Below are 25,440 nucleotides of genomic sequence, written 5' to 3'. Positions count from 1 at the left end.
AATGTTAGAATTAAAAATACATTAGGTGGTTTGAGTCCTGTTCAATACAGACTTAACAATGTGAATTAATTGTCCAGTTTTTTGTCCTCATCCCAGAGTGAACGCGATTCCGTGTAAACCCTTGTTAAGCCCCATTTGAGAAAATTATCTAATATATTTAGCTATTCTGTGGAATCATCTCGTTCCTTTCTGTTGATGAATTTAGGTTGTAATATGAATTGTAATGAAAAAGGCAATGCAGTGTCCGGAGTGCCGGATCTTTCAGAAAACAATACGGCAGACATAAAGCCTGAAGAACTTCCTGGAATTTGTGATCGTCTTTATTTCCGGCTTACGTCAACAATGCTTTTGTCGACAGCCGCATTGGTTATTCTTGCCGTGGGTGTGCTCGGTATCGGACTGGAGTTCAGGCATGCGGGATGGATCTTTGTGCCCTTTTTTATTTTCCTAGTTGTAATTTACTGCGTCTCAATATCACTGACTCAAACTGCAGTGTCTGTTTTCTCCAAGATCGGAGAGATCTATCCCACTATAAGATCGCAAACTATATTCTGCAACAGACTTACGTCACGGGTACAATGCTTGCTCTTTCTGTCTGGCGGTTTTTGGGGAGTGATCCTAACCATCTTACCGATCATTATTCCACTTGGTATGTTCTTAGTTTCGCTTTTGATCCTATCGGTATTTGCAGCAAGCAATAATGGATCCTTTTGGGACAGCCATGTTGAAAGCGGTCTGATCACTGGTTTTGAGGTTGGTACAGCTGTGTTATTAATTTGTACGGTTGCGATCATTGCTATTAGTATGTACTGTTTTTGGGTTTTGTTTGTTGTCAGAAGCCGATTGAAACAGATGATTAAATTAGTGGTTAACTTGCCCAGGCAACATGAAAAGAGCGGTATGAACACCTGAATTTCAGGATTCAGTGAGGCACATTCCGGGTGTTGCCGTATTTGTTGTTGAGATTGGACAACGGGGACTGAATAGTTTTTATTCATCAGCGTGTTCAGGTCAATCATCACCTAACAATATGTCCTGTGGTCACTGTTGTAGCCGATGTAGGATTATGATGATCATCGGCGGTTATTTTTTCATCTCAGAAGTCTCTGGCTGAAGTGGTGTGCCACTACGTTGTCGCTGTCGTCAATTAGACTTTTCCACCTATCATGATCCTGCCTGTCATTGCTATTTGAAGCCCGCAACTAACAGACATGATCATGCCGGGGCGCTCGGTATGAGACTGCTGTGGTCTCTCAGAAACACCAGTTTCCTGTGAAACCAAAACGGAACTTAACGTTACAACTTTAAGTTCAATGATTTAGTGGGACAGATGTACATGAGGATCTTTCCTGCATAACTTGGGTGACAGCCGTGATCACCGGTCGCCCGTTACCACGGATTTCCTATAGTGATGCTGTACAATCTAGGAGCCTGGCGTACTGAAGGTACTGATTTTTACGGATGGCTGTGGCTGCTGTCTTCCTCTTGCCTTCTTCTCTTGCCATGTGGATATCACCTACGTCCGGTTTTTCCACAGGTGTACGTCTTCCGTTCCGCTGGCTCATTCTTCCGTGCACTCTTTGAAATGTCTGTCAACTCAAAAAAATGATTTTCATGCAATTTATGAATTGATAAAGCCATTAGTGAAAAAACATCTCAAGGTGGTTGTTCAGGAAAAAGATGATGCTGTTAAAAAGTCACCTTGTGAACCATCCATTAACGAGAAAGTGCAGAAGGTATTGCGTGAGAAGAAATATTCTGGAGAGATTTTTAATTCTGTAGCATCGATTGTAAGCAAGAATCATAAAATGAATCATACAAAGTTGCAGCTTCTTCATTAAGATTCTGCAATATTGTATCATTGCTGATCAGAGAATGCTTCAAACGGATTGTTTTATCTTGATCATATATCCATATTGGACCATGTAAAAATTCATTCATTAATCGGATAGTGTACATTATAGCTCCTCCTTATTGATAGGATAATCAGACACAATAAATCCGTTGGTTCCAATGCCGGATAAAATTAAATATTTGCCATTATACTTGTGCTTCAATTCTATTGTCTGTATTGTAAATTCTTCAGATTATTCAGAGTCATCATCTTCTGTTTCAGTAAACTGCTGAAGGATCATGGCAATGCTTTTATTACTGAGATTGCTGTTCAGCAGTGCTCCAAGAATGGCTGAAGCTCCCTCTGATTCTTTGGATGTATAACCGATTTTTGCAGCTTCATCAGAAAACATTTCTTTGCTGTTAAGTGCTTCCTGATTATTACCGCTTATCACTGAACGTACTACGTCCTTAAATACAGGTAAAAAGTCTGCATTGGAAGATTTGCCATTTCCGAACATATCGTTTACCACAGATGTAAGAAGTTTCTGGTCAGTGCTGTTCAAAGGCTTTGATTTTGCCGTTGACGAAACCGGCTGGTTCAGACCGGCAGATTTTGATGCTGTATTATCGGTTGAGCCTAGAAGGGAGTTAAGCATTTCATATCCGCTGAGTTTTGTATTTCTGCCCGACGAACTGCTTTTTCTTCCGAATATAAGATCAATAATGACACCAAGGATTTTCTTAATGATCGTTGATGTTCTCGGTTTTCTGAAAGATGGAATTCCGCTGGATGTTGAAGTTTTTCTTCTGGTCGTAGTGGTTCTTCTTGTTGTGCGTCCGGTTGATTTTCTGGCTGTTCTGACAGTTTTCTGATTTTTACTTATCTGATCAAAAATACTTACTTCACCATTGGTGCTGCGTTTTTTTGCGGATCTGGTGTTCTTTTTGGCATTGCTTATTGCAGATTTGAAAAAATCAGGACTGTATTCTTCGGTGGAGTTTGCAATTTGTGCTTCTTCAGTGCTTTTTGGATGGGTGACTGTCGTTTGTCTGTCTGAAGGCAAGGGCTTTTCTGATGATGCGGCAGAATCTGAAGAAGGATTGTTCTTTACATCTGCAGAACCGCTTTCTGCAGTTTGCTTTTCTTCGTCTTCCTGTTGCTTGGCCACATCTGCAAGAATATCAAGAAAAGAATGTAAGTCGTCAGCCATAAATCCTCCTGAATCAGAAATAGGTGAACCTGAATAAGTTATTTCCGTGATTATTTAACATTCACCGGTAATTTTTTCAGAAAAGAAAGGTTAGTGCAAGTAATAGTATCCTGACAGATGATCAATGCTTCGGATTTAGTTATTCAGAAATGAGATATTTTGTCATATATTATGATAACGATGCTAAATCAGTTGGAATTTTTCAATAAAGAACCTATCTATATATACATGTGTGACAGCAGTTTCATTGCCATCTGTTTAATTCCTTACATTGTTGAATAAAATCATGCTGAGTATATAATTGTTCAGTATGAATTAGTACCATCAGTCAATGCGGAAATAAATATAATGTCATAGGCTGATTTTTTAAAAGCCGGGCCTGTTTTTTATCATGTCCGTCTCATTAAAAAATAAAAGCAATAATATAAACAAATTTAGGTGCCTGACGATCTTAGAACAGGCCGATGTACACATATAAATAAAAGCTGATTATCAACAATAAAGAGAGGTTCTTACCTAATTATGGTAGCTATCCGCAATACGCATGTTAAAGGCAAGTTCGATCTTGAAGCCTGGAAAGAATCGTTGCATGTGAACAGTGAAGACAAAATCAAAATTATGAAGGTATTTGATTACTGTCATAACAAGATTGCCGAATCAGGTGATAACATGGAGCGTCTGACCAGCAGAGCTATTGAGATTATCGGTATCCTTCAGACCTTGCATATGGATGTGGACAGTTACTGTTCAGCAATACTTTATCCGCACATAGAGGAAGGATATTTTACTATTGAACAGGCTGAAAAAGACTTCGGCAAACCGATAGCAAGACTTCTGCATGGTGTGAAGGATATGGAAGCTATCCGATTCCTGCAGAATATTTCAAATTCCGGAAGTGAGATATCCAATGCCAAAATTGATACCGTGCGTCGCATGCTTCTGGCAATGGTCGAGGATGTGAGAGCGGTAATCATCAAGCTTTCAGAAAGAATTGCGGCTCTGAGAGAAGTCAAGAATGCGGATGAGGAAACTCGTGTTGCAGTTGCCAAGGAAATATCAAACATCTATGCACCTCTGGCGAATCGTCTCGGTATTGGTCAGCTGAAATGGGAGCTGGAGGATTTATCTTTCAGATATCTCCATCCTGATACCTATAAACAGATTGCAAAACTTCTCGATGAAAAGCGTGTTGACCGCGAAAAATACATCGTTGATTTTGTGTCTATTCTTGAAGAAAAGCTTAAATCAGAGGGGCTTGAAGCTGAAGTTTACGGCAGACCGAAGCATATTTACAGCATCTGGAGAAAGATGCAGAAAAAACATCTTAATTTTACTGAATTATATGATGTAAGAGCTGTTCGCGTAATTGTGAAAAGACTGCAGGACTGCTACGGGGCTCTGGGGGTTATACATACCTGCTTCCATCATATTCCGAGAGAATTTGATGATTATATAGCTAATCCTAAGCCTAACGGTTACAAGTCAATTCATACGGTTGTGATCGGTCCTCAGGGAAAAACAGTTGAGATTCAGATTCGTACTGCCGATATGCACAAGGAAGCTGAGCTTGGTGTTGCTGCCCACTGGAAATATAAGGAAGGCGGTACCAATCTTGATGCTGCGTATGAGGAACGCATCGCCTGGCTGCGTAAGCTTCTCAAGTGGCAGGAAGACATGGTTGAGGCCGGTTCAATTGTTGATGAATTCAAGACACAGGTATTTGAAGACAGAGTCTATGTGTTTACTCCCAAGGGGGATGTAATTGACCTTCCTCAGGGGGCAACTCCATTGGATTTTGCCTATCAGATTCACAGTATGATTGGTCATCGCTGTATCGGAGCAAAGGTTGACGGCAGAATTGTTCCGTTTACCTACCAGCTGCAGACAGGTGAACAGGTTGAACTTGCAACTCAGAAAGAACCGAATCCAAGTCGTGACTGGTTAAATCCAAACAACGGATTTTTAAGAACAAGCAAGGCCAGAGCAAAGGTATCCGCATGGTTTAAGCAGTTAGATCGTGAAAAGAATATTGCTGCCGGCAGGGAAATGCTGGAAAAGGAAATTGAGCGTCACGGACTTACTGTATCAAAAGAACAGCTTCCTGAATTGATTAAGGATGTTCTGCATCATTACAACGTGAAGGATCAGTTTGATGTTCTGGCTAATGTTGGATCTGGCGACATACGTATAAATCAGCTGATTAATTACATTGAAGCCAAGCTTAATAATATCAAGGTCAATAATCCTGATGATGAAATTCTGAAGAATATTGAACAGCGTACTCAGGCAAGAATCGCCAATGTTGAGAGGAATGCGGCAAAGAGCAAGATCGTGGTAAACGGGGTGGGGAACCTTGTTACCCATGTGGCTAAATGCTGTCATCCTATCCCCGGTGAGGATATTGTCGGCTTTATCACCAGAGGAAAAGGTGTATCCATTCATAGAAAGGGGTGTCATACTCTGAATCACCTGGCGGCTGAACATCCGGAAAGACTGGTTGACGCGGTATGGGGCGGTGAGTATTCGAGCGGATTCAGCCTTACCGTGGGGATTACCGCGAATGATAGAGCAGGTCTGTTGAGGGATGTCACCACAATTATCGCGAATGAAAAGATTAATGTTCTTGGGGTTAGATCAAGATCTGATACCAAGACACAGACTGCTCAGATAGATATTGATATGGAGGTCATAAACATCAATGATCTGAACAGAACTCTTGCGCGACTCAACAATATGAGTGGGGTTATCTCTGCAAAACGTCTGTAAAACTTAAATTCATAAATAAGCTGCCGGTTTTCGGTCATTAAGGTATTATGATCGTAAACCGGCAGTTTGTATTTTGTATATAAATGAATATTTATGCCGTGGTACCCGGTAAATTCTGCTGTTTTAAAAATATGCTGTTATTTACGTCAAATTTTTGATACAATTTACTGCAAATTTTTTTGTGAAAACAACATAAAAGCGACATGTGGCTTTTATGCTGTTTTTTTTATTTTGAAAGCGTAATGGTTTGATATGGCTACTAAATTTATATTTGTTACTGGTGGTGTTGTTTCTTCACTGGGAAAGGGAATTGCTGCAGCATCTCTTGCTGCCGTACTGGAAGCCCGTGGTCTAGATGTGACCATGCTTAAGCTGGATCCATACATTAACGTCGATCCGGGTACAATGAGTCCGATTCAGCATGGTGAAGTGTTTGTAACTGAAGACGGTGCTGAAACCGATTTGGATTTGGGTCATTACGAACGTTTTATCCGTACCAAGATGACCAAAAATAATAACTTCACAACCGGTCGTATCTATTCTGACGTAATCAGAAAGGAAAGAAGAGGTGACTACCTTGGAGCTACCATTCAGGTTGTACCTCATATCACCAGTGAAATTCAGGAAAAGATTTTAGCCGGCGGTGCAGATCATGAAATCGCTATTGTGGAAATCGGCGGTACCGTTGGTGATATCGAATCATTACCATTCCTTGAAGCCATCAGACAGCTGGCTGTGAGACTCGGAAGACAGAATGCTTTATTCATGCACCTGACCCTGGTGCCATATTTGAAGACTTCCGGTGAAATCAAGACCAAGCCTACTCAGCACTCAGTTAAGGAACTATTAAGCATCGGTATTCAGCCTGATATTCTTATCTGCCGTTCTGAAATGAACATTCCAAACGCTGAAAAGACCAAGATCGCTCTTTTCTGTAACGTAAATGAAAAGTGCGTTATTTCAATGAGAGATGTCGACTCAATCTACAAGATTCCTGCTCTGCTCAAGAATCAGGGACTTGATACCACTGTCTGTGAACGTTTCGGTCTTAACTGTAGGGAAGCGGATCTTTCTGAATGGGAAAAGGTTATTTATCAGCAGGCAAACAGTGAAGGTGAAGTAACCGTTGCCATGGTTGGTAAGTATGTTCAGCTTCCTGATGCCTATAAGTCTGTAAATGAAGCTTTAAAGCACGGCGGTCTTAAGAATCACGTAAACGTGAACATCAAATATGTTGATTCACAGGATCTTGAAACCAAGGGACTTGAAGCTTTAGAGGATGTTGACGCTATTCTTGTTCCTGGCGGTTTCGGCAATCGCGGTATCGAAGGTAAGATTCTTGCCGCTCAGTATGCCAGAGAAAACAAGATTCCATATCTCGGTATCTGTCTCGGCATGCAGATTGCCATCATTGAATACGCCAGAAACGTAGCCGGCCTTGAAGGTGCAAATTCAACTGAATTTGACAAAAATTCGAAGTACCCTGTAATCGGCCTGATTACCGAATGGGTAAACGAAGAAGGTGAAAAGGTTGAGAGAAATGAAAACTCTGACCTCGGCGGTACCATGCGTTTAGGTGCTCAGCTGTGTCATCTTGCTGAAGGTTCAAAGGTAAGAGAACTCTATGCTAAGCCGGAAATCTACGAACGTCACCGTCATCGTTATGAAGTTAACAACTATCTGTTACCTAAGATTCAGGAAGCCGGCCTTAAGGTTACCGGTTTAAGTGCTGACAGCAAGCTTGTTGAAATTATTGAAAATCCAAACCATCCTTGGTTTGTTGCCGTTCAGTTCCATCCTGAATTTACTTCTACCCCAAGAGACGGTCATCCTTTATTTAGCGGATTCATTAAGGCTGCCATGGAATATCAGCAGAAGAAGTAACTGATTAATGAAGTTAATGAAGCGTGTCGGATTTGATTCCGGCGTGTTTTAAAGGTCGTTTTGAATAAGGACATGTTTTTTAAGGAAAGCATGTCCTTTTTTGTTTGTGCACATAAATCCCCATCACCAGAAAAGGTTATTCACAGCAGATATATTATTTTTTACACGGCCGTATGAGTGTTTTTATTTAAGAGTTTAAAAAATGTTCAAAAAGAAGAATCAGCCCACAAAACGAAAGGGAATGTAATATTGAATTTTTTATTAAAGCTGAGTATAATTAACGCGAAAATTTTCAGATGATATTCAAAAGTCTATCGGGAAATTAGACCTGTTTTTTTAGTTCTGTGAATAACAGAAAATTTACGTAAATTTATCCAATAGAGGATTTAATAATAATGGCTAAGATTGTAAAGGTTATTGGTCGTGAAATCATCGACTCTCGTGGTAATCCTACCGTAGAAGCTGACGTTTACTTAGATGACGGTTCAATGGGCCGTGCAGCAGTTCCATCTGGAGCTTCTACCGGTGTTCGTGAAGCATTAGAACTTCGTGATGGCGATAAGTCACGTTTCGGTGGTAAGGGTGTATTAAAGGCTGTTAAGAATGTTAACGAAATCCTTGGACCAGCAATCGTAGGTATGGATCCAGTTGATCAGCGTGCCGTTGATAAGGTTATGCTTGACAAGGATGGTACTCCATTCAAGAAGAATCTTGGTGCTAACGCTATCCTCGCTATTTCATTAGCTGTTGCTAAGGCTGCCGCTGCTGCAAAGAAGGTTCCTTTATACGAACACATCTCTGACTTAAACGGTACTCACGGCGTTTACTCAATGCCTCTTCCAATGATGAACATCATCAATGGTGGTGCTCACGCTGCTTGGTCAATGGATATGCAGGAATTCATGGTTCAGCCAGTTGGTGCTAAGACCGTTCGTGAAGCTATCCGCATGGGCGCTGAAATTTTCCACGAACTCGCTAAGGTTCTTAAGGCTAAGGGTCAGCCTACCACTGTAGGTGATGAAGGTGGTTATGCTCCTAAGCTCGCTGGTACTGCTAATGCAATGGCTGCTATCAAGGAAGCTGTTGAAAACGCTGGCTACAAGTTCGGTGAAGACGTAACTTTAGCTATGGACTGTGCTTCTTCTGAATTCTATGATGAAGCTGCTAAGCTCTACAGAATGAAGGCTGAAGGTAAGGACTTCACCTCTAATCAGTTAGCTGACTTCCTTGCTGACCTCTGCAATCAGTACCCAATCATCTCTATCGAAGATGGTCAGGCTGAAGGCGACTGGGACGGTTGGAAGTACTTAACCGACAAGATCGGTTCTAAGTGCCAGCTCGTTGGTGACGACCTCTTCGTAACCAACCCTTCAATTCTCAAGGAAGGTATCGAAAAGGGTATCGCTAACTCAATCCTTATCAAGGTTAACCAGATCGGTTCTTTAACTGAAACCTTAGACGCTATTCAGATGGCTCACAAGGCTGGTTACACTGCAGTTATTTCTCACCGTTCAGGTGAAACCGAAGACTGCACCATCGCTGATATCGCAGTGGGTACCGCTGCTGGCCAGATCAAGACCGGTTCATTAAGCCGTTCAGATCGTATGGCTAAGTACAACCAGTTAATCCGTATCGAAGAAGAATTAACTGCTAAGGGTATTGATGCTCCTTTCGCTGGTCGTAAGGCTGTTAAGGGTCAGAACTAATTCTAATCCTTAGGATTATTTAGTTTAGATCTTGAACCTCCCGTAATTGTTAGGTTGCGGGAGGTTTTTTATTGTTCATGTCTATATGTAATAATCCTGTCAATATATTATAATATGCACGATTATCGTCCATCCCTTGTTTGGAAAAGATACCATGCGACTTATTAACATTATTCTGACTGCCGTTATAGCTCTTCTTGTGTACAATTACATCAGCGGACGTAACGGTTATCATCAGAATCTCCAGATCGAAAATGATTTGATTAAAGCACAGGACCATACCCGTGTGCTTCAGGAAAAGAACGACATGATTCAGAAGGACATTAATAACCTCAGAAACAACAGTAATCTTGAGACCATTGAAGATATAGCCCGTTCTGATCTTGGTATGATAAAAGAAGGTGAAACTTTTTATCAGGTAACCGGAGTTGATAACAAGTAAAATGAAATTAGATGTGGTAATACCTGCTGCAGGTGTCGGCAAAAGAATGAATGCAGGATTCCCGAAGCAGTATCTTAAGCTTGGAAATCAGACTATTCTTGAGAGAACCGTATCCGTGTTTATGGATATGAAGGATGTTGTTGACAATATCATTATTGTTGTCAGCAGGGATGATGACAGATTTCGTGAATTCGGTTTTGAAAAGAACAGTTGCGTAAAAGTATGCATTGGCGGCGCTGAAAGAATAAACAGTGTTCTTAACGGACTTCACTGTGCTGAATCTGAATATGTTCTGGTTCATGATGCTGCACGCCCATGTGTACTTCCTGATGATATTCGCAGACTCATCAGTGCCGGATGCAATGATAACGGGGCTATACTGGTATCAAGGGTTGCCGATACAATGAAGAGAACAGATGAAAACAATTCAATAATTTCAACTGTTTCCAGAGAGCATCTGTTTCACGCGCTGACTCCGCAGCTGTTTAAAAGAAAGCTTTTAATTGATGCGTACGAGAATGCCGTGTCTTCCGGAATCGTTCTTACTGATGAGGCTTCCGCCATGGAAAGTGCAGGTTTTTCTCCAAAGGCGGTTATAGGCGAGGCTTCAAACATAAAGGTTACAGAACCGTTTGACATGAAGCTTGCTGAATTTTTCTTGAAACTTAATAACAGGTGGTAAAAGTGTTTAGAATTGGTCATGGATTTGATGTTCATAAGTTTGGCGGTGATGGTCCTGTTACTTTAGGCGGAGTGAAAATTGAGTATGAAAAGGGACTGATTGCCCATTCTGACGGTGATGTGGTTCTGCATGCTTTGGCTGATGCACTGCTTGGCGCAGCTGCTTTAGGAGACATCGGCAGACTTTATCCTGACAATGATGATGCCTATGAAGGAATCGACAGCCGGATTCTGTTAAGGGATACTGTAAAGAGAATTCATGAGCGTGGATATCACGTGGTCAATGTGGATATTACCATTCTTGCTCAGGCTCCGAAGATAGCTGTTCACGAAAGAAAAATGTGTGAAAATATTTCTGCTGACTTGCAGATTGGTATAGATTGCGTGAATATCAAAGCTACAACCACTGAAAAGCTTGGTTTTGTTGGAAGAAAAGAAGGTATTGCTGTAGAAGCTGTTGCACTGCTGGAAAAATAATATGAAACCTTTGAATATCCTTATCAGTAATGATGATGGTGTTTATGCGGAAGGCATAGATGTGCTCTATGCCTATCTTAAGAAAGCCGGTCACAAGGTAAAGGTTGTTGCTCCTGACAGAAATCAGAGTGCCGCCAGTCATTCTCTTACTCTTGAATATCCGTTGAGGGTGCAGAAAATAAACAAGGAAGATTATCTGGCTGTAAAAGGAACTCCAACAGACAGCGTGTACCTGGCTGTTAACAGTCTTCTGGACACGAAACCCGATATCGTGATTTCCGGAATAAACAACGGGGCAAATCTGTGTGACGACGTTATTTACTCAGGTACCGTTGCTGCGGCAGTTGAAGGAAGAAATCTGGGGTTGCCGGCAATTGCTGTTTCATTATGCGGAAATACTCATTATGACACCGCGGCTGAGATTGTTGGCAGAATTATTGACAGAATAGAAGAATGTCCAATTCCGTCTGACAGAATTCTGAATATTAATGTCCCTGATCTGCCTGTTGAGCAGGTTAAGGGGGTAAGGGTTACCAGACTTGGCAGAAGAATGAGCTCAGAAAGTGTAATTGAGGAAAAGGATCTTCGAGGACATCCGATATACTGGATAGGCCCTCAGGCAGACGCGCTGGATAAGGCTGAAGATACAGATATCTACGCCATATCTGAGGGGTATGTTTCTATTACCCCTCTTCATATTGATTTAACGGCTTATCAGGTTCTTGACGACCTGTCAGGATGGATTTCAAAGGTTTACTGATAATGAAATTATTTGAAAAATGCTATGACAAGTGTATAGAACTGGCCCAGCATAAATATGCTGTGTGGTTTCTCACGGGAAACAGTTTTATCGAGTCAATTTTCTGGCCTATACCTGTTGACATTATGCTGGCTCCAATGTGTCTTGCCAATCCTGCCAGGGCGTATCGTTTCGCCTTTTTAGCCACGGTTTCATCAGTTCTCGGGGCTATAGTGGGATACTATGTCGGTTATTATCTGTATGAACTTTTTCTTGTGGATTGGTTCAATTCTCTAGGGTGGTCTGAGGCTGTAGGAACAGTACAGAAATACTTACAGCAGTTTGGTATTTTTTTCATAGTGATAGGTTCTTTTACCCCAGTTCCATACAAAATTGTGGCCATCTGCTGCGGATTGGCGGCTGCCAACCACAATCTGGATATACCTACATGGCAGCTGGAAATATGGATGTTTATCCTGGTATCATTTCTGGGGCGCGGAGCCAGATTTTATCTGATTGCCATGCTGCTTAAACTTGGTGGCAGCAGGCTTGCTCAGAAAATCAGAAAATATATTGACATTATAGGCTGGTTAACCATAGCTGCTGCGATTTTGTTTATTGGTTGGTATGCTGTTTTTAGGAATTAGTGCTTGATGAATAAAAATTGGTTGTTTGTTTCCGGCATGATTCTGCTGGTAATTACCGGATGTGCAACGTCTGACAGACCGTATTCACCTGCGGACCTTACAGGCGTTAAACAGGTTCCGTCAAGGACGGTTAAAACTCAGCCTAAGCGTCAGCAGGCGTATTCATCTTCAACCAGAAATATGACAGCTGCCAGAGGGTATTATGTTGTCAAGCCCGGTGATACGCTGTATTCCGTGGCTTTTGCCAATAATATGGATTATCAGACGCTTGCACTTATAAATGGTATAAAGCCCCCATATACAATCAATGTGGGACAGAGATTGCTTACTGATACGGTAAAATCAGAACAGAAGTTATATCGTGTCGTTAAAGGCGATACTGTTTACAATATTTCCAAAAGACATAATCTGACACCTGCCCAGCTTGCTTCCATGAATGGCATTGATAAGAATTTCAATATCAGAATAGGCCAGATGCTGGTAGTCGGCAGAAAATCATCAGCTGCTGCAGCCAAACCGGCCGCTGCCCAGAACAGAACCGTTGCTCCTGTATCCGTTGCTTCATCAGGTAATAAGGTAAGTTCGGCTCCTGCATCATCAGCCAGAAAGTCTGGTTCGTCAGCTCCTGCAATGTCAGCGTCGTCCAAGCCGGCAACATCTGTGACATCTTCTTCCCAAAAGGATAATTCTTCATCATCTGGTTATCAGAATGTGGCCAAAAACAATGCCAAGGTCAGATGGACCTGGCCATACAATGGAAAAATCATTGAAGGCTACAGCAGAAATAATAAAGGGATAGATATTTCCGGAAATAAAGGTGACAGTGTAAGAAGTGCCGCTAAGGGAAAAATTGTATATGCGGGAAACGCTTTAAGAGGTTATGGCAATCTGATTATTATCAACCATGATGGTGACTATCTCTCTGCATATGCTCATAATGATGCCATTCTGGTTGCAGAAGGTCAGTCTGTAGAATCAGGACAGGTTATAGCCAGAATGGGCAATACTGATGCAAAGTCGGTCAGACTTCATTTTGAAATACGTCATAATGGTGAATCAGTTAATCCGCTCAGTTATCTGCCGAAAAAGTAGTAAGGCTCGAGAATAGAGAAGGCTGTCAGTTTAGACAGCCTTCTCATTTTTTAAGAAATTTCAGTCTGTATAAAACTGAAACTTTTCAGGATGAATCTAGATTTCCTTTACCTTATCAGTCAGAGTATAGATGAGGTTGAGGGCATCTCTTGCTGAAAGTGTGTCAGGATGAAGAGATTTCAGAGTGCTGATAATGTCTTCAACTTCTGCTGGCACTTCCGGAGACGAAGAGGCTTCAGCAATGTTCTGATTACCGGTACTTAAATGCTCGGTGGTAAATGATTTCATTCGCTTTCTGGCAAGTGATATTATGGTGTTTGGAATGCCGGCGAGAGCAGCTACTTCCAGACCGTATGAGCTTGTTGCCGAACCGTCTTCAACATTATGTAAAAATATAATACTGTCACCGCTTTTCTGAGCACCAAAATGAACATTTCTGACATTTGCAAAGGATTTTGCCAGTTCGGTAAGTTCAAAATAGTGAGTTGAGAACAGCGTGTAGCAGCCTTTCTTTGCAAGATACTCTGCAACAGCCCAGGCCAGTGACATGCCGTCAATGGTACTTGTTCCGCGCCCGATTTCATCCATAAGAACCAGACTCTTGCTGGTTACCTGATTGATAATGCTGGATGTTTCAGTCATTTCAACCATGAAGGTTGATCTGCCCGAGGCCAGATCATCACTTGCGCCTATTCTTGTAAAGATCTTGTCCACATCCGGAATAACAGCTCTGGAAGCGGGTACAAATGCCCCTGCATAAGCCATAAGTGTTATCAGGGCACTCTGTCTCATATATGTTGATTTACCGCCCATGTTAGGTCCGGTAATCAGTAACAGTGTTGAGCATTCGTTTAAGGTAGAGGTATTTGCAATAAACGGATTGTTAAGCACCTGTTCTATTACAGGATGTCTTCCCTGTTCTATCAGGAAATCTCTTGAAGGGGTGAATTCGGGACGGACATAATCATTCTGCTGGGCTACTGAAGCAAAAGAAAGAATCATGTCAAGGTTTGCCAGTTTTTTGGATATGTCAATCAGTGTGTTAAGATAAGGCAGCAGGGAGTCCAGAAGTTCATCATACAGTTTCTTTTCCAGTGCCAGCGCTCTGCTCTGGGCAGTAAGGGTCTGTTCCTCGTATTCCTTAAGTTCCGGAGTAATGTAACGTTCAGCATTTTTCAATGTCTGTCTGCGGATGTAGTCGTCGGGAACGGCATCTGAATTAGCCTTTGTCACTTCTATGTAGTAGCCGTGAACACGGTTGTAGTCAACTTTCAGAGTTGTTATGCCTGTTCTCTGTTTTTCTCTTTCTTCAACTTTTTTGAGAATATCCACTGCACCGTCAGTGAGCTGTCTCAGATAATCAAGTTCTTCGTTGTAACCGTCAGCAATAACGCCTCCTTCTCTGATCACGATAGGAGGGTTTTCCTTGATAGCCCTGGACAGAAGTTCCGCAAGTTCGTTGATGGTCGGGATGGCATTTGCATAAGCTGCAGTGTTGCCTGAGTAGGATGACATAATGTTTTTCAGATCCGGCAGCATAATCAAAGCCTGTCTGATTTTGCATAAATCTCTCGGTCTGAGGTTTTTCAGCGCAAGTCTTGCCGTAACTCTTTCGAGATCGCCTGCTTCCTTAAGCAGATCGGAAATCTGGTCTACCGCATCATTTTCAATGAATTCGTCTATAAGATCATGACGGCTGTTAATCAGCTGCAGATTTTTTGGAGGCTGCAGAAGGTTTCGTTTCAGCATTCGTGACCCCATAGGAGTTACACATTTGTCAAGAATTGCCGCCAGAGTGTGATTCTGTCCGCCCTGAAGATTTTCCACCAGTTCAAGATTCTTTTGAGAATTCGCATCAAGATAAATGTATGATGTGTCAGCTTCTGTTTTGAGTGAGGTGATGTGCAGCAGAGTGGTTTTCTGAGTTTCACTTACGTAATTCAGCAGAGCTCCGGCTGCACAGATGCCAATTGATATGCCGTTAAGTCCGAAACCGGAAAGGTCTCTTGTATTAAACTGTTTACAAAGCTTTTTAAAGCAGGTGTCATAGTCGAAGTCCCATACCGGTCTGCGTCTGAGTCCCTGATATGAGGCAATTAAATCATAAGATTTAAAACTTTCTGAATACAGCAGTTCAGCAGGGTGGAGTCTCTGCAGAATGGATTCAAATGCGGTGACGGTTTCCGCTTCGTAGCAGTAGAAATCTCCTGAACTCAGGTTGATATAGCTGACTGCATATGTGAGCTGGTCACTGCATACACACACAATGCAGTTGTCTTTTCTTTCAGTAAGAAGATTATCATCCGTAACGGTTCCCGGAGTGATGATTCTGGTCACTTTTCTTTCCACAATTCCTTTTGCAGCTGCCGGATCACCTATCTGCTCACAGATTGCCACGCTTTCGCCGTGTTCGATAAGTCTTGCCAGATAGTTGTCAACAGAATGAAAAGGGACGCCTGCCATGGGAATCGGCTCACCGTTGTATGTTCCTCTTTTGGTTAGAGTTATGTCCAGTATTTCAGCGGCTTTTTTGGCGTCATCAAAAAAGGTTTCATAAAAGTCGCCCATTCTGTAGAGCAGAATTGTTTCAGGGTACTGACTCTTAACGGAGATATACTGCTGCATCAGCGGTGTGGCATTGTTTGATGAAGTAACCATGATTGTGTATCTGATTTATGATAAAAAAGAATTAATTTGAGTTAAATTACCGAATCAATAGTTTATCATAATTCAAAACAAACTAGAAAATTAAGGGGGAAAGTTTGATTATGCTGACGGAAAAGTGTATGAACGAATTACTTGAACTTGCGGCTGATCTTGGAAAAATGCTGAAGAATGGCGGAAAAATCATGTGTACCGCCGAGTCATGTACAGGTGGACTTATAAGCGGTTTTATAACAGAAATCAGCGGTTCGTCAGAGTGGTTCGACAGAGCTTTCATTACATATACAAATGAGGCCAAAAAGGATATGCTGGGTGTGTCCGGGGCAACGCTGGCTCAGTTCGGAGCTGTGAGTGAACAGACTGTAAGAGAAATGGTGAAGGGAGCGGTCAGCAGTTCCTTGGGTACTGTAGGTGTCGCTGTATCAGGAATTGCCGGACCTACGGGAGGTACTCCTGACAAGCCGGTGGGAACAGTATGGATGGCATGGATGTATCCGGACGGAATAATTGAAGCCGAATGTCAGCACTTTGCCGGTGACAGACAGTCGGTAAGACTCCAGACCGTGAAAAAGGCTTTTGAAGTACTGCTTGATAAAATGCCAAAACATATGAACTGATCAGAGCTTTTTTGAAAGTATGAAAATATCAGTGCCGAGAAAAGGTTAAACAGCCGTTTTAACAGAACCGATCTCAAAATAGAGAAACATTTCTTTATGATAATGGACTTTTTGGTAAATTCAACTAACAATATGGCGGGTGCGTTTATATGTTTAATGGTCAAAAATAATGTGGAAAGTTGTATTTCCTGCATTATGTGATTTAGATAAGGATAAAAAATATGTGTTAATTAAAAATAATTATTGACGTTGTTTAATAATAAATTTATACTTAACACATAAAGTTTTTAGATTGATGATTTTATTCAGATAGTAAGGTGGTTTAAAAGTATGGCGGTAAGTAAGGTAGAACAGGACAATAAGCAGAAAGCTTTACAGGCAGCGATTGATCAGATTAACAAGCAGTTCGGTAAAGGCTCCATCATGCGTCTTGGTGACAACAAGCAGATGGATATTGAAAGCATTCCGACGGGGTCTCTTTCTTTGGATATTGCTCTCGGTATTGGTGGTTTACCTTGCGGACGTATTGTTGAAATTTACGGTCCTGAAAGTTCAGGTAAAACAACCTTAACTCTGGAACTTATAGCTCAGGCTCAGAAGATGGGGAAGAGCTGTGCGTTCATTGATGCTGAACATGCGCTTGATCCTATTTACGCCTCAAAGCTTGGTGTAAACATCCAGAACCTTTATGTTTCGCAGCCTGATAACGGAGAACAGGCTCTTGACATCTGTGATACTCTGGTACGTTCAGGTGGTGTGGATCTGATTATTATCGACTCTGTTGCCGCTCTGGTGCCAAAGGCGGAAATTGATGGCGACATGGGTGATTCCCATATGGGACTTCAGGCGAGACTTATGTCTCAGGCACTGCGTAAGTTGACCGGCAGTATCAAGCAGGCCAACTGTATGTGTGTGTTCATCAATCAGCTTCGTATGAAGATTGGTGTTATGTTCGGTAATCCTGAAACCACTACAGGCGGTAATGCACTCAAGTACTATGCATCTGTCCGTCTTGACATCCGCAAGGGTGCTCCTATTAAAGATGGTGAAGACGTAATAGGTAATGAAACAAGGGTTAAGGTTGTTAAGAACAAGGTTGCACCTCCATTCAAGACTGCTGATTTCCAGATTCTTTACGGTAAGGGAATCAGTATGGAAAGCGAAATAGTGGATCTCGGTGTTAAGGCTGATATTATTGAAAAATCAGGCGCCTGGTTCTCTTACAAGGGGCAGAAGATCGGTCAGGGCAAGAATAATGTCATCAAGTATCTTGAAAGCAACAATGAAGTAAGGGAAGAAATTATTGCCAAGATTAGAGAGTACTATCAGAGTCATAATGATTTCTCCATCTCTGCAGAAGCGGATGCCGCTGAAGACGTCGCAGGTGTTGAAGCGGTAGATCTTCCTCCTGAGCTTGAGGTAGCGGAAATCCCTGAAGATTTATAATTTAATCTCATGTTACGGCCCCGGCTGAAATACGTTCAGACGGGGTTTTATGTTTTTGATAGGAAGGTTCGGAATGACAGATAAATCGCTGGAAAAGGCATTTGCCTATGCCCTGAAACTCCTTGCCAAAAAGGATTATTCAGTATATGAGCTTACTGGAAAATTAAAGTCCTACTGTAAAAACAGTGAAGAAATACGGAATATTATCACCAGACTGCAGGAACTTAATTATCAGAGTGACGCGAGATGTGCGGAAATGCTTGTCCGTCATTATATTGGCAGCGGATATGGCAGACTTAAGATATATTTTGAAGCAAAAAACAGAGGTGTTAAACAGGATTTGATTTCGGCATGTCTTGAGGAAATCGGCACAGACTGGGAATCCCTTGCCAGAGATGTGCTTATGAGAAAATATGAAAATCCCGGAGCTCTTGATTATAAGGAAAAGCAGAAAGCAGTGGCTTTTCTGGTCAGAAGGGGATTTACTCCGAGTGAGGCATTAAAAGGTCTTAAAGAAGCCGCGGCTTACGCAGCAGAGGAAGATTAAAATTTTATGAGGATGACATATGAGCAGAACCGGCATGTTGTCAGGTGCTTTTGTGATTCCTAATTTTTTAGGCCGGAAAAGTTTTTGTTGTTCTATTGGCCAAAATACCGAAAAAAATATATAATCTACGCAAACTAAATATTTAGTATTTTTATCACGAAAATCAATAAAGGCTTAATATGTACATGACAACCTCAGAGATTCGCAAAGCGTTTCTCGAATATTTCCATTCACATGGTCATGAGGTGGTAAGTTCAAGCTCTCTGGTACCACATAACGATCCTACGCTGTTATTTACCAATGCTGGTATGAATCAGTTCAAGGACGTTTTCCTGGGTAAAGAGCTTAGAAGTTATTCCCGTGCTACAACTGCTCAGAGATGTGTTCGTGCAGGCGGTAAGCATAACGATCTTGATAATGTTGGTTATACTGCCCGTCATCATACATTCTTTGAAATGTTGGGAAACTTCAGCTTCGGTGATTATTTCAAGAAGGATGCGATCCATTTCGCTTGGGGCTTCTTGACCGGAGTATTAAAGCTTCCTGCTGAAAAGTTAACCGTTACCGTTTATCAGTCAGACGACGAAGCTTACGATATCTGGAATAAGGAAATCGGTGTTCCTGCAGAACGTATCGTAAGAATAGGTGACAACAAGGGGGCCCCATACGCCTCTGATAATTTCTGGCAGATGGGGGATACCGGTCCTTGCGGTCCTTGCTCTGAAATTTTCTACGATCACGGTGCGGATATCTGGGGCGGCCCTCCAGGATCAGCTGAAGAAGACGGCGACAGATTTATCGAAGTATGGAACATTGTATTCATGCAGTACAATCGTACCATTGACGGTGAATTCCATAAGCTGCCTCGTCCGTCAGTTGACACCGGTATGGGACTTGAACGTATTGCTGCCGTAATGCAGGGAGTTCATTCCAATTACGAAATTGATTTATTCAAGGATCTTATTTCCAAGACTGCTGCCGTATTATCAGTAACAGATCTGACCAATAAGTCTCTGAGAGTAATTGCTGACCATATACGTTCATGTTCATTCCTGATTGCTGACGGAGTCCTTCCTTCAAACGAAGGCAGAGGATACGTGCTGAGACGTATCATCAGACGTGCTGTTAGACACGGTCGTCTGCTGGGTGCAAAGGATGTGTTCTTCTATAAGCTTGTTGCTGCTCTGGCCGATCTTATGGGTGATGCTTATCCTGAACTCAGAACCCACAAGGATCTGATTGAAAAGACCCTTAAGAAGGAAGAGGAACAGTTTATCAGAACTCTGGACAGAGGTCTGACCCTGCTGAACGAACAGCTCGAAGCATTAGGTGATTCCAAGACTATTCCTGGTGATGTAGTATTTAAACTCTATGACACCTACGGTTTCCCTGTTGACCTTACCGCTGATGTGGTAAGAGATGCCGGTTACGTGATTGATCTCGATGGCTTCAACAAGGAAATGGACAAGCAGCGTGCGCGCGCCAAGGAAGCCAGTGCTTTTGAAGTAGATTATAACTCACAGTTGAAGATTCAGAGCTCAACAGAATTCGTAGGTTACAGCAAGTTAACTGAAGAAACTGAAATTGAAGCCATCTTTAAGGGCGTTGAAAACACCGATGCTTTATCCACTGACGAGCAGGGCGTGATTGTTCTGAAATCAAGTCCGTTCTATGCCGAATGCGGCGGTCAGGCCGGAGATATTGGTGTAATTAAGGCTGATGACAATTTTGTTTTCAGAGTTAGTGATACCAAGAAGGCCGGTAATGCCATCATTCATATCGGTAAGGTTGAGTTAGGCTCATTTGTTCCTGGAATGAAGGTTGTTGCCGAAGTAGACAGAGACAACAGAAAGCTTACCTGTGCTCATCACAGTGCAACCCATCTGTTGCAGGCTGCCCTGCGTCAGGTTGTCGGTACTCACGTAAATCAGAAAGGCTCATCAGTTAATGCTGAACGTCTGCGTTTTGACTTCTCTAACAACGAACCTTTAACCGAACAGCAGATTGCCGAGGTTGAACTGCTTGTTAACCGAGCTATTGCAAATAACCTTGATGTTATAACAAATATCATGGATCTGGAAGAAGCTAAAAAGACCGGTGCCATGGCATTGTTCGGTGAAAAGTACGAACAGCAGGTACGTGTAGTGTCAATGGGAGATTTCTCATGTGAACTGTGCGGCGGTACTCATGTAAGCAGAACAGGTGACATCGGATTCTTCAAGATTCTTTCTGACAGCGGTATTGCAGCCGGTGTAAGAAGAATTGAAGCCGTAACCAATCTGGCAGCGTTAAGTTATGTTCAGAAGCTTACCAGTGAGCTCAGAAACAGTGCTGAACTGTTGAAGAGTGAAGTATTTGCTGTTTCCGACAAGGTTAAGGCGGCACTTGACCATACCCGTGAACTTGAGCATGAAAATTCAGCCCTTAAGGAAAAGCTTGCGCTTTCAGCAGTGTCTGGATTGATGAACTCAGTTACCGAAATCAATGGTGTCAAGACTCTGATTGCAACCTTTGACGGAGTTGAGGTTAAGGAAATGAGAACTTCATTGGATGACCTCAAGAATCGTCTGAAGAGTGCTGTAATTGTTCTTGCTTCTGTTGTTGACGGCAGAGTATTCCTGATTTCAGGGGTAACGAAGGATCTTACTTCAAAGGTTAAGGCAGGTGATCTCGTTAACCACGTTGCCAGCCAGATTGATGGTAAGGGCGGCGGTCGTCCTGATATGGCTCAGGGTGGCGGTACCAATGTTGCCAACCTGCCAAAGGCTATGGAAAGTGTAGCTCTCTGGCTTGAAGAAAGATTAGGTTAATATTTCTTAAATAAGCAACAAATCATAAAAAAGAGTTCTATTTTGATATAGGGCTCTTTTTTTATGGATAAATGATCACAGGTAATATAGAATATGTAGTATATACTTAAAGAAAGCTGTCATGATGTAAGCGGGTGAACAATGCTAATTTTAACAAGACGTTTAGGTGAAGCGATAACAATTGGTAAAGATGTTAAACTTACCGTATTAAGCATTAAGGGTAATCAGGTTCGTATCGGCGTGGATGCTCCAAAAGAGGTGAGTATTCAACGTTCAGAGTTGATTGAAAAGAAGGAAAACGAAGAAAATTCCGAACATGCTGATATTGGGGAATCAACGGATAAGTAGTAGTACTATCCTTTCACCGGTATATTATCTATAGTTCAAAACAGGGATGCTGATGCTCAGTCTTCAGTGTCCTTTTTGTTTTCAGATAAACAAAAATCTGTTCTGAATTTATTTTTTGAAGCAGTATTATGCATTCTTTTCTGTCATACGATCCGTAAACTCTGTATTTGAGTATTTGACTGTCTTTTTTTATACTTACGTGTGTATTTTGTTTAAAAAAGTTGCAAACAGACTGAAAAAGTTAAAAAAAACAGTTTTTTTAACTGTTATGGCTTGACAATATCTGTGAACATTGTAAAATTACGCCCACAAAGAAACTTGATGGTGAGATGACCGAGAGGCCGAAGGTACTCCCCTGCTAAGGGAGCATACCCCAAAAGGGTATCGAGGGTTCGAATCCCTCTCTCACCGCCAGGTTTGACAAAACATTTAAATAGGGCACCCTTAGCTCAGCTGGATAGAGTACTCGGCTACGAACCGAGCGGTCGAAGGTTCGAATCCTTCAGGGTGCGCCATTTAAATTCGATTGTGAGCACCCTTAGCTCAGCTGGATAGAGTACTCGGCTACGAACCGAGCGGTCGAAGGTTCGAATCCTTCAGGGTGCGCCATTTTTATATTCCTTTTCCTATGAATCAAAAACTTTATCACAAGAGACATTTTTGAGTTTTGTCGCTGATTTTGTCTTTTTACTAAGCTTACGTTTAATTTAATATCGCAAGTGGTATATAATACACAGTATTTTTTAGTTAATGTAAGACAGAGATTTATCAATGCCGTTGAATCCTAGTTCTCCTGACTGGCACAAGGTTTCAGGAAGTAATTCCGTGAATGACGGGAGAGTGAATAACAATCCGAACGAACCGCTTGGAATGCCTCATGATTTTGAAGCAGAGCAGGCTGTACTCGGTTCTCTGCTGTTGACCCCTAATAAGCTTGAGATAGTTAATCAGAAAATCACTGCGGAAGATTTTTTCAGTGAAAATCACAAGTTAATTTACAGCGCTATACTTAGGCTTTCTGTTGCTGATAAATCAATAGATATCATAAATCTGGCTGATGAGCTCAAACAGTGCGGTCAGCTGGAAAAAATAGGCGGTCAGTCATATCTGCTGTCACTTCAAAGCAAACCTCCTACATCTGTAGATATCCTCAGTTATACCGCAATTGTCAACGAAAAGTCTCAGGCCAGAAAAATACTGAATCTGATTGCCTCCGTTGAAAGAAGTCTGTATGTACCCAACGGTGTTTCCGTTTCTTCAATAAGAGACGAGCTTGAAAATAATATCATAAAGCTTGGTGAAGAAAATTCCGGTCTGGATGAGAATACTCCAAAGGATATCAAATCTATAATTTTTGATGTAGTAAACGATATTCGAGAAAACAACAATAAGAATATTGATGTTACAGGTGTTACCTCGGGTTATACAGATCTTGATAAAATGACAGCTGGATTTCATGCCGGTGAACTTATTATTGTCGGTGCCAGACCTGCAATGGGTAAAACCACCTTTGGTATGAATCTTGTTGAAAATATGGCATTTAAATCGAATCCCGGTATTAAACCGGTTCTTGTGTTTTCAATAGAAATGAATGCCAAGGAAATAGTTACCAGACTTATTTCTTCCATGGCTCACATTGAAATGGACAGACTTAAGAAGTATCGTCTTGATGAAACGGATCTGAAAAACATGCTTACCGTGGCAACAACGGTAAACAACTATAAATATCCTCCTATTTTCATATGTGACGGTCAGGTGTCTGCCCAGGAGATTAGAGCCATAACAAAGCGTCTGTGCCGAGAATATAACGGTCTGGGCGGGGTAATGGTCGATTATCTCCAGCGTATCAATTTCCCTAATGACGGCAGAGCAAGACATGAGCAGATCGGCGAAGCTTCATGGATTCTTAAATCTCTGGCAAAGGAACTGCAGATTCCGGTTATTGCTTTGGCTCAGGTAGCTCGTGACATCGAAAAGGGAAGAAAGGATAAACGACCTATGAATGCGGACCTTCGTGAATCTGGTTCTATAGAACAGGATGCCGATGTCATTATGTTCGTGCATCGTGAAGAAGTTTATCAGAAGGATAATCCTGAAGTAAAAGGAAAGGCTGAAATTATTATCAGTAAGCAGCGAAACGGTCCGACGGGAATAGTTGACATGTTTTTCCAGGGAAATTATGCGAGATTTACAGAAACAGCTCATACAAATATGGAGCAGTCAGTGTAATGTGTGATGTGTGATGTGTTTTGAACTGTTCATGTGTGAGTTTTTAAAGATTTAGAATAATAGGATTAATGATGAAGACCGTGCAGGCACAGATAGATTTGAGTGCCCTAAAATATAACGTAAATTTAATAAAAGACAGACTGCCGGGGTGTAAGGTATACAGTGTGCTAAAGGCTGATGCTTATGGACACGGGAGTGTAAGATGTGCTCAGGCCCTGAATGATACGGCATATGGTTTTGCGGTAGCCAGAATAGAGGAGGCCATAGAACTCAGAGAGGCGGGTATAGACAAACCTGTTCTTATGCTTGGCGGTTTTTTCAGGGAAGACGATCTTAGTCTTATTGAAAAGTATAATATTGAGTTTACGGTTCATTCACTGTGGCAGATTGAGGCTCTGGACAGATATCAGAAATCGGATGTGTTTACTGTGTGGCTGCAGGTTAATGTCGGTATGCAGAGACTTGGGTTCAATTCTGATGAACTGGCTGCGGCGAAAGAAGCACTATCAGCGTGTACCAGCGTAAAAAAGCCTATTGGAATAATTTCACATCTTAGCTGCGCCGATGATGAAAGTCTGAAAAATTATAACAAGCAGCAGTTGCAGGAATGGAACAGAATGGCTGCTGACTGGAATGGACCAAAGTGCCTGTCAAATTCAGCTGCCTGTGCCTATTTCCCTGAAAAATCGACAGAATTTGTAAGACCGGGTATAACTCAGTATGGCATTTCTCCGACTTTAGGTAAAACAGGTCGAGATCTGGGGTTGAAACCCGTCATGAAGCTGTCTTCTGAAGTTATTGCCATAAGAGATCTTAAACCGGGTGATGTGGTCGGTTATGGTGCTTCGTGGGTTTGCGAGAAACCTACCAGACTTGCAATTGTTGCTGTCGGTTATGCTGACGGATATCCTCGGGCGGTTCCGAGCGGAACTCCTGTCGAGATAAATGGAAGGCTTGTGAAAACAGCCGGTCATGTGTGTATGGATATGATGTTCATTGATCTAGGGGCTGATGCCGTGGACAAGATAGGTGATAAGGTTTACCTCTGGGGAACGGATAACATAGCTGTTGAAACCATCGCGGAATCAATTAATACTATTCCGTATGAACTTGTATGTCATCTTTCTGACAGAGTTGAATTTATTTATTCATAGACGAATAAGAAACTGTATTTCGTTGGACAAAAAAATCAGTTGCACCTTTCCGAAACTTTGTTGTTTTAAACATATACGAAAAATAATTTAATGGAAGTTGCAGAAAATACAAGACTTCCATAATTTTTTGCGGTATAATATAAA

General features: G+C 41.8%; 19 protein-coding genes and 3 tRNA genes. 20 read left to right on the top strand and 2 right to left on the bottom strand.

The window, feature by feature from the left end; all coding sequences use genetic code 11:
* Positions 1-213: 213 nt before the first annotated feature.
* Complete coding sequence (locus BMY80_RS08675; protein ID WP_093142862.1) at positions 214-912, top strand: hypothetical protein; 699 nt, start codon at positions 214-216, stop codon at positions 910-912.
* A gap of 1,175 nt (positions 913-2,087) precedes the next feature.
* Here the strand turns inward: BMY80_RS08675 and BMY80_RS08665 are convergent.
* Positions 2,088-3,047: a hypothetical protein gene (locus tag BMY80_RS08665; RefSeq protein WP_093142858.1), complete on the bottom strand. Its 960-nt coding sequence runs from the start codon at positions 3,045-3,047 to the stop codon at positions 2,088-2,090.
* Positions 3,048-3,569: 522 nt separating this feature from the next.
* Between BMY80_RS08665 and relA the strand changes: the two genes are divergently transcribed.
* From relA to BMY80_RS08620, 9 genes are all read left to right on the top strand, one after another.
* Complete coding sequence (gene relA, locus BMY80_RS08660) at positions 3,570-5,813, top strand: GTP diphosphokinase (protein WP_093142855.1); 2,244 nt, start codon at positions 3,570-3,572, stop codon at positions 5,811-5,813.
* A 252-nt stretch (positions 5,814-6,065) separates the two neighbouring features.
* A complete protein-coding gene (locus BMY80_RS08655) occupies positions 6,066-7,697 on the top strand; it encodes a CTP synthase (protein WP_093142853.1) in 1,632 nt (543 codons plus the stop codon).
* A 395-nt stretch (positions 7,698-8,092) separates the two neighbouring features.
* Positions 8,093-9,403, top strand: a complete 1,311-nt coding sequence (gene eno, locus BMY80_RS08650; protein WP_093142851.1) for a phosphopyruvate hydratase — start codon at positions 8,093-8,095, stop codon at positions 9,401-9,403.
* Positions 9,404-9,557: 154 nt separating this feature from the next.
* Positions 9,558-9,845 (top strand): FtsB family cell division protein, encoded by a 288-nt coding sequence (locus BMY80_RS08645; protein WP_051622021.1) that lies wholly within the window; start codon positions 9,558-9,560, stop codon positions 9,843-9,845.
* Positions 9,832-10,527, top strand: coding sequence for a 2-C-methyl-D-erythritol 4-phosphate cytidylyltransferase (ispD, locus tag BMY80_RS08640; protein ID WP_218140347.1), 696 nt, complete (start codon positions 9,832-9,834; stop codon positions 10,525-10,527). Before BMY80_RS08645 ends, ispD begins: the two co-directional genes overlap by 14 nt.
* 2 nt (positions 10,528-10,529) lie before the next feature.
* Complete coding sequence (ispF, locus tag BMY80_RS08635) at positions 10,530-11,003, top strand: 2-C-methyl-D-erythritol 2,4-cyclodiphosphate synthase (RefSeq protein ID WP_031579955.1); 474 nt, start codon at positions 10,530-10,532, stop codon at positions 11,001-11,003.
* Positions 11,004-11,013: 10 nt separating this feature from the next.
* The gene (gene surE / locus BMY80_RS08630; protein ID WP_031579956.1) at positions 11,014-11,763 is read left to right on the top strand and encodes a 5'/3'-nucleotidase SurE; all 750 of its coding nucleotides are present in this window, start codon (positions 11,014-11,016) and stop codon (positions 11,761-11,763) included.
* 2 nt (positions 11,764-11,765) lie between these two features.
* The gene (locus tag BMY80_RS08625; protein WP_093142846.1) at positions 11,766-12,389 is read left to right on the top strand and encodes a YqaA family protein; all 624 of its coding nucleotides are present in this window, start codon (positions 11,766-11,768) and stop codon (positions 12,387-12,389) included.
* Positions 12,390-12,395: 6 nt separating this feature from the next.
* Positions 12,396-13,481, top strand: coding sequence for a peptidoglycan DD-metalloendopeptidase family protein (locus tag BMY80_RS08620; RefSeq protein ID WP_093142843.1), 1,086 nt, complete (start codon positions 12,396-12,398; stop codon positions 13,479-13,481).
* Between the two features lie 96 nt (positions 13,482-13,577).
* Here the strand turns inward: BMY80_RS08620 and mutS are convergent, their stop codons facing one another.
* Positions 13,578-16,139 (bottom strand): DNA mismatch repair protein MutS, encoded by a 2,562-nt coding sequence (gene mutS / locus BMY80_RS08615; RefSeq protein WP_093142841.1) that lies wholly within the window; start codon positions 16,137-16,139, stop codon positions 13,578-13,580.
* Positions 16,140-16,267: 128 nt separating this feature from the next.
* On the opposite strand from mutS, the gene BMY80_RS08610 reads away from it, so the two are divergent.
* From BMY80_RS08610 to alr, 10 genes are all read left to right on the top strand, one after another.
* Positions 16,268-16,762, top strand: coding sequence for a CinA family protein (locus BMY80_RS08610; RefSeq protein ID WP_093142838.1), 495 nt, complete (start codon positions 16,268-16,270; stop codon positions 16,760-16,762).
* Positions 16,763-17,092: 330 nt separating this feature from the next.
* Positions 17,093-18,208 (top strand): recombinase RecA, encoded by a 1,116-nt coding sequence (gene recA / locus BMY80_RS08605; protein WP_093142836.1) that lies wholly within the window; start codon positions 17,093-17,095, stop codon positions 18,206-18,208.
* A gap of 73 nt (positions 18,209-18,281) precedes the next feature.
* Positions 18,282-18,755 (top strand): regulatory protein RecX, encoded by a 474-nt coding sequence (locus BMY80_RS08600; protein WP_177178546.1) that lies wholly within the window; start codon positions 18,282-18,284, stop codon positions 18,753-18,755.
* Positions 18,756-18,934: 179 nt separating this feature from the next.
* Positions 18,935-21,565 carry an alanine--tRNA ligase gene (gene alaS / locus BMY80_RS08595; protein WP_031579963.1) on the top strand — a complete coding sequence of 877 codons (2,631 nt, stop codon included), beginning with the start codon at positions 18,935-18,937 and terminating at the stop codon, positions 21,563-21,565.
* A 141-nt stretch (positions 21,566-21,706) separates the two neighbouring features.
* Positions 21,707-21,913: a carbon storage regulator CsrA gene (gene csrA, locus BMY80_RS08590; protein WP_031579964.1), complete on the top strand. Its 207-nt coding sequence runs from the start codon at positions 21,707-21,709 to the stop codon at positions 21,911-21,913.
* A gap of 323 nt (positions 21,914-22,236) precedes the next feature.
* Positions 22,237-22,327: transfer RNA gene (locus BMY80_RS08585), tRNA-Ser, on the top strand.
* A 24-nt stretch (positions 22,328-22,351) separates the two neighbouring features.
* A tRNA-Arg gene (locus BMY80_RS08580) sits at positions 22,352-22,428 on the top strand.
* Positions 22,429-22,445: 17 nt separating this feature from the next.
* Positions 22,446-22,522, top strand: a tRNA-Arg gene (locus tag BMY80_RS08575).
* A gap of 162 nt (positions 22,523-22,684) precedes the next feature.
* Positions 22,685-24,142 (top strand): replicative DNA helicase, encoded by a 1,458-nt coding sequence (gene dnaB, locus BMY80_RS08570; RefSeq protein ID WP_093142831.1) that lies wholly within the window; start codon positions 22,685-22,687, stop codon positions 24,140-24,142.
* Positions 24,143-24,210: 68 nt separating this feature from the next.
* Positions 24,211-25,296 carry an alanine racemase gene (alr, locus tag BMY80_RS08565; RefSeq protein ID WP_342741920.1) on the top strand — a complete coding sequence of 362 codons (1,086 nt, stop codon included), beginning with the start codon at positions 24,211-24,213 and terminating at the stop codon, positions 25,294-25,296.
* Positions 25,297-25,440: the final 144 nt, after the last annotated feature.

It is taken from the genome of Ruminobacter amylophilus (genome assembly GCF_900115655.1).
Classification (GTDB): domain Bacteria; phylum Pseudomonadota; class Gammaproteobacteria; order Enterobacterales; family Succinivibrionaceae; genus Ruminobacter; species Ruminobacter amylophilus.
The sequence above is the reverse complement of the archived record's forward strand: the minus strand, read 5'-3'. Positions and strand labels throughout refer to the sequence as shown.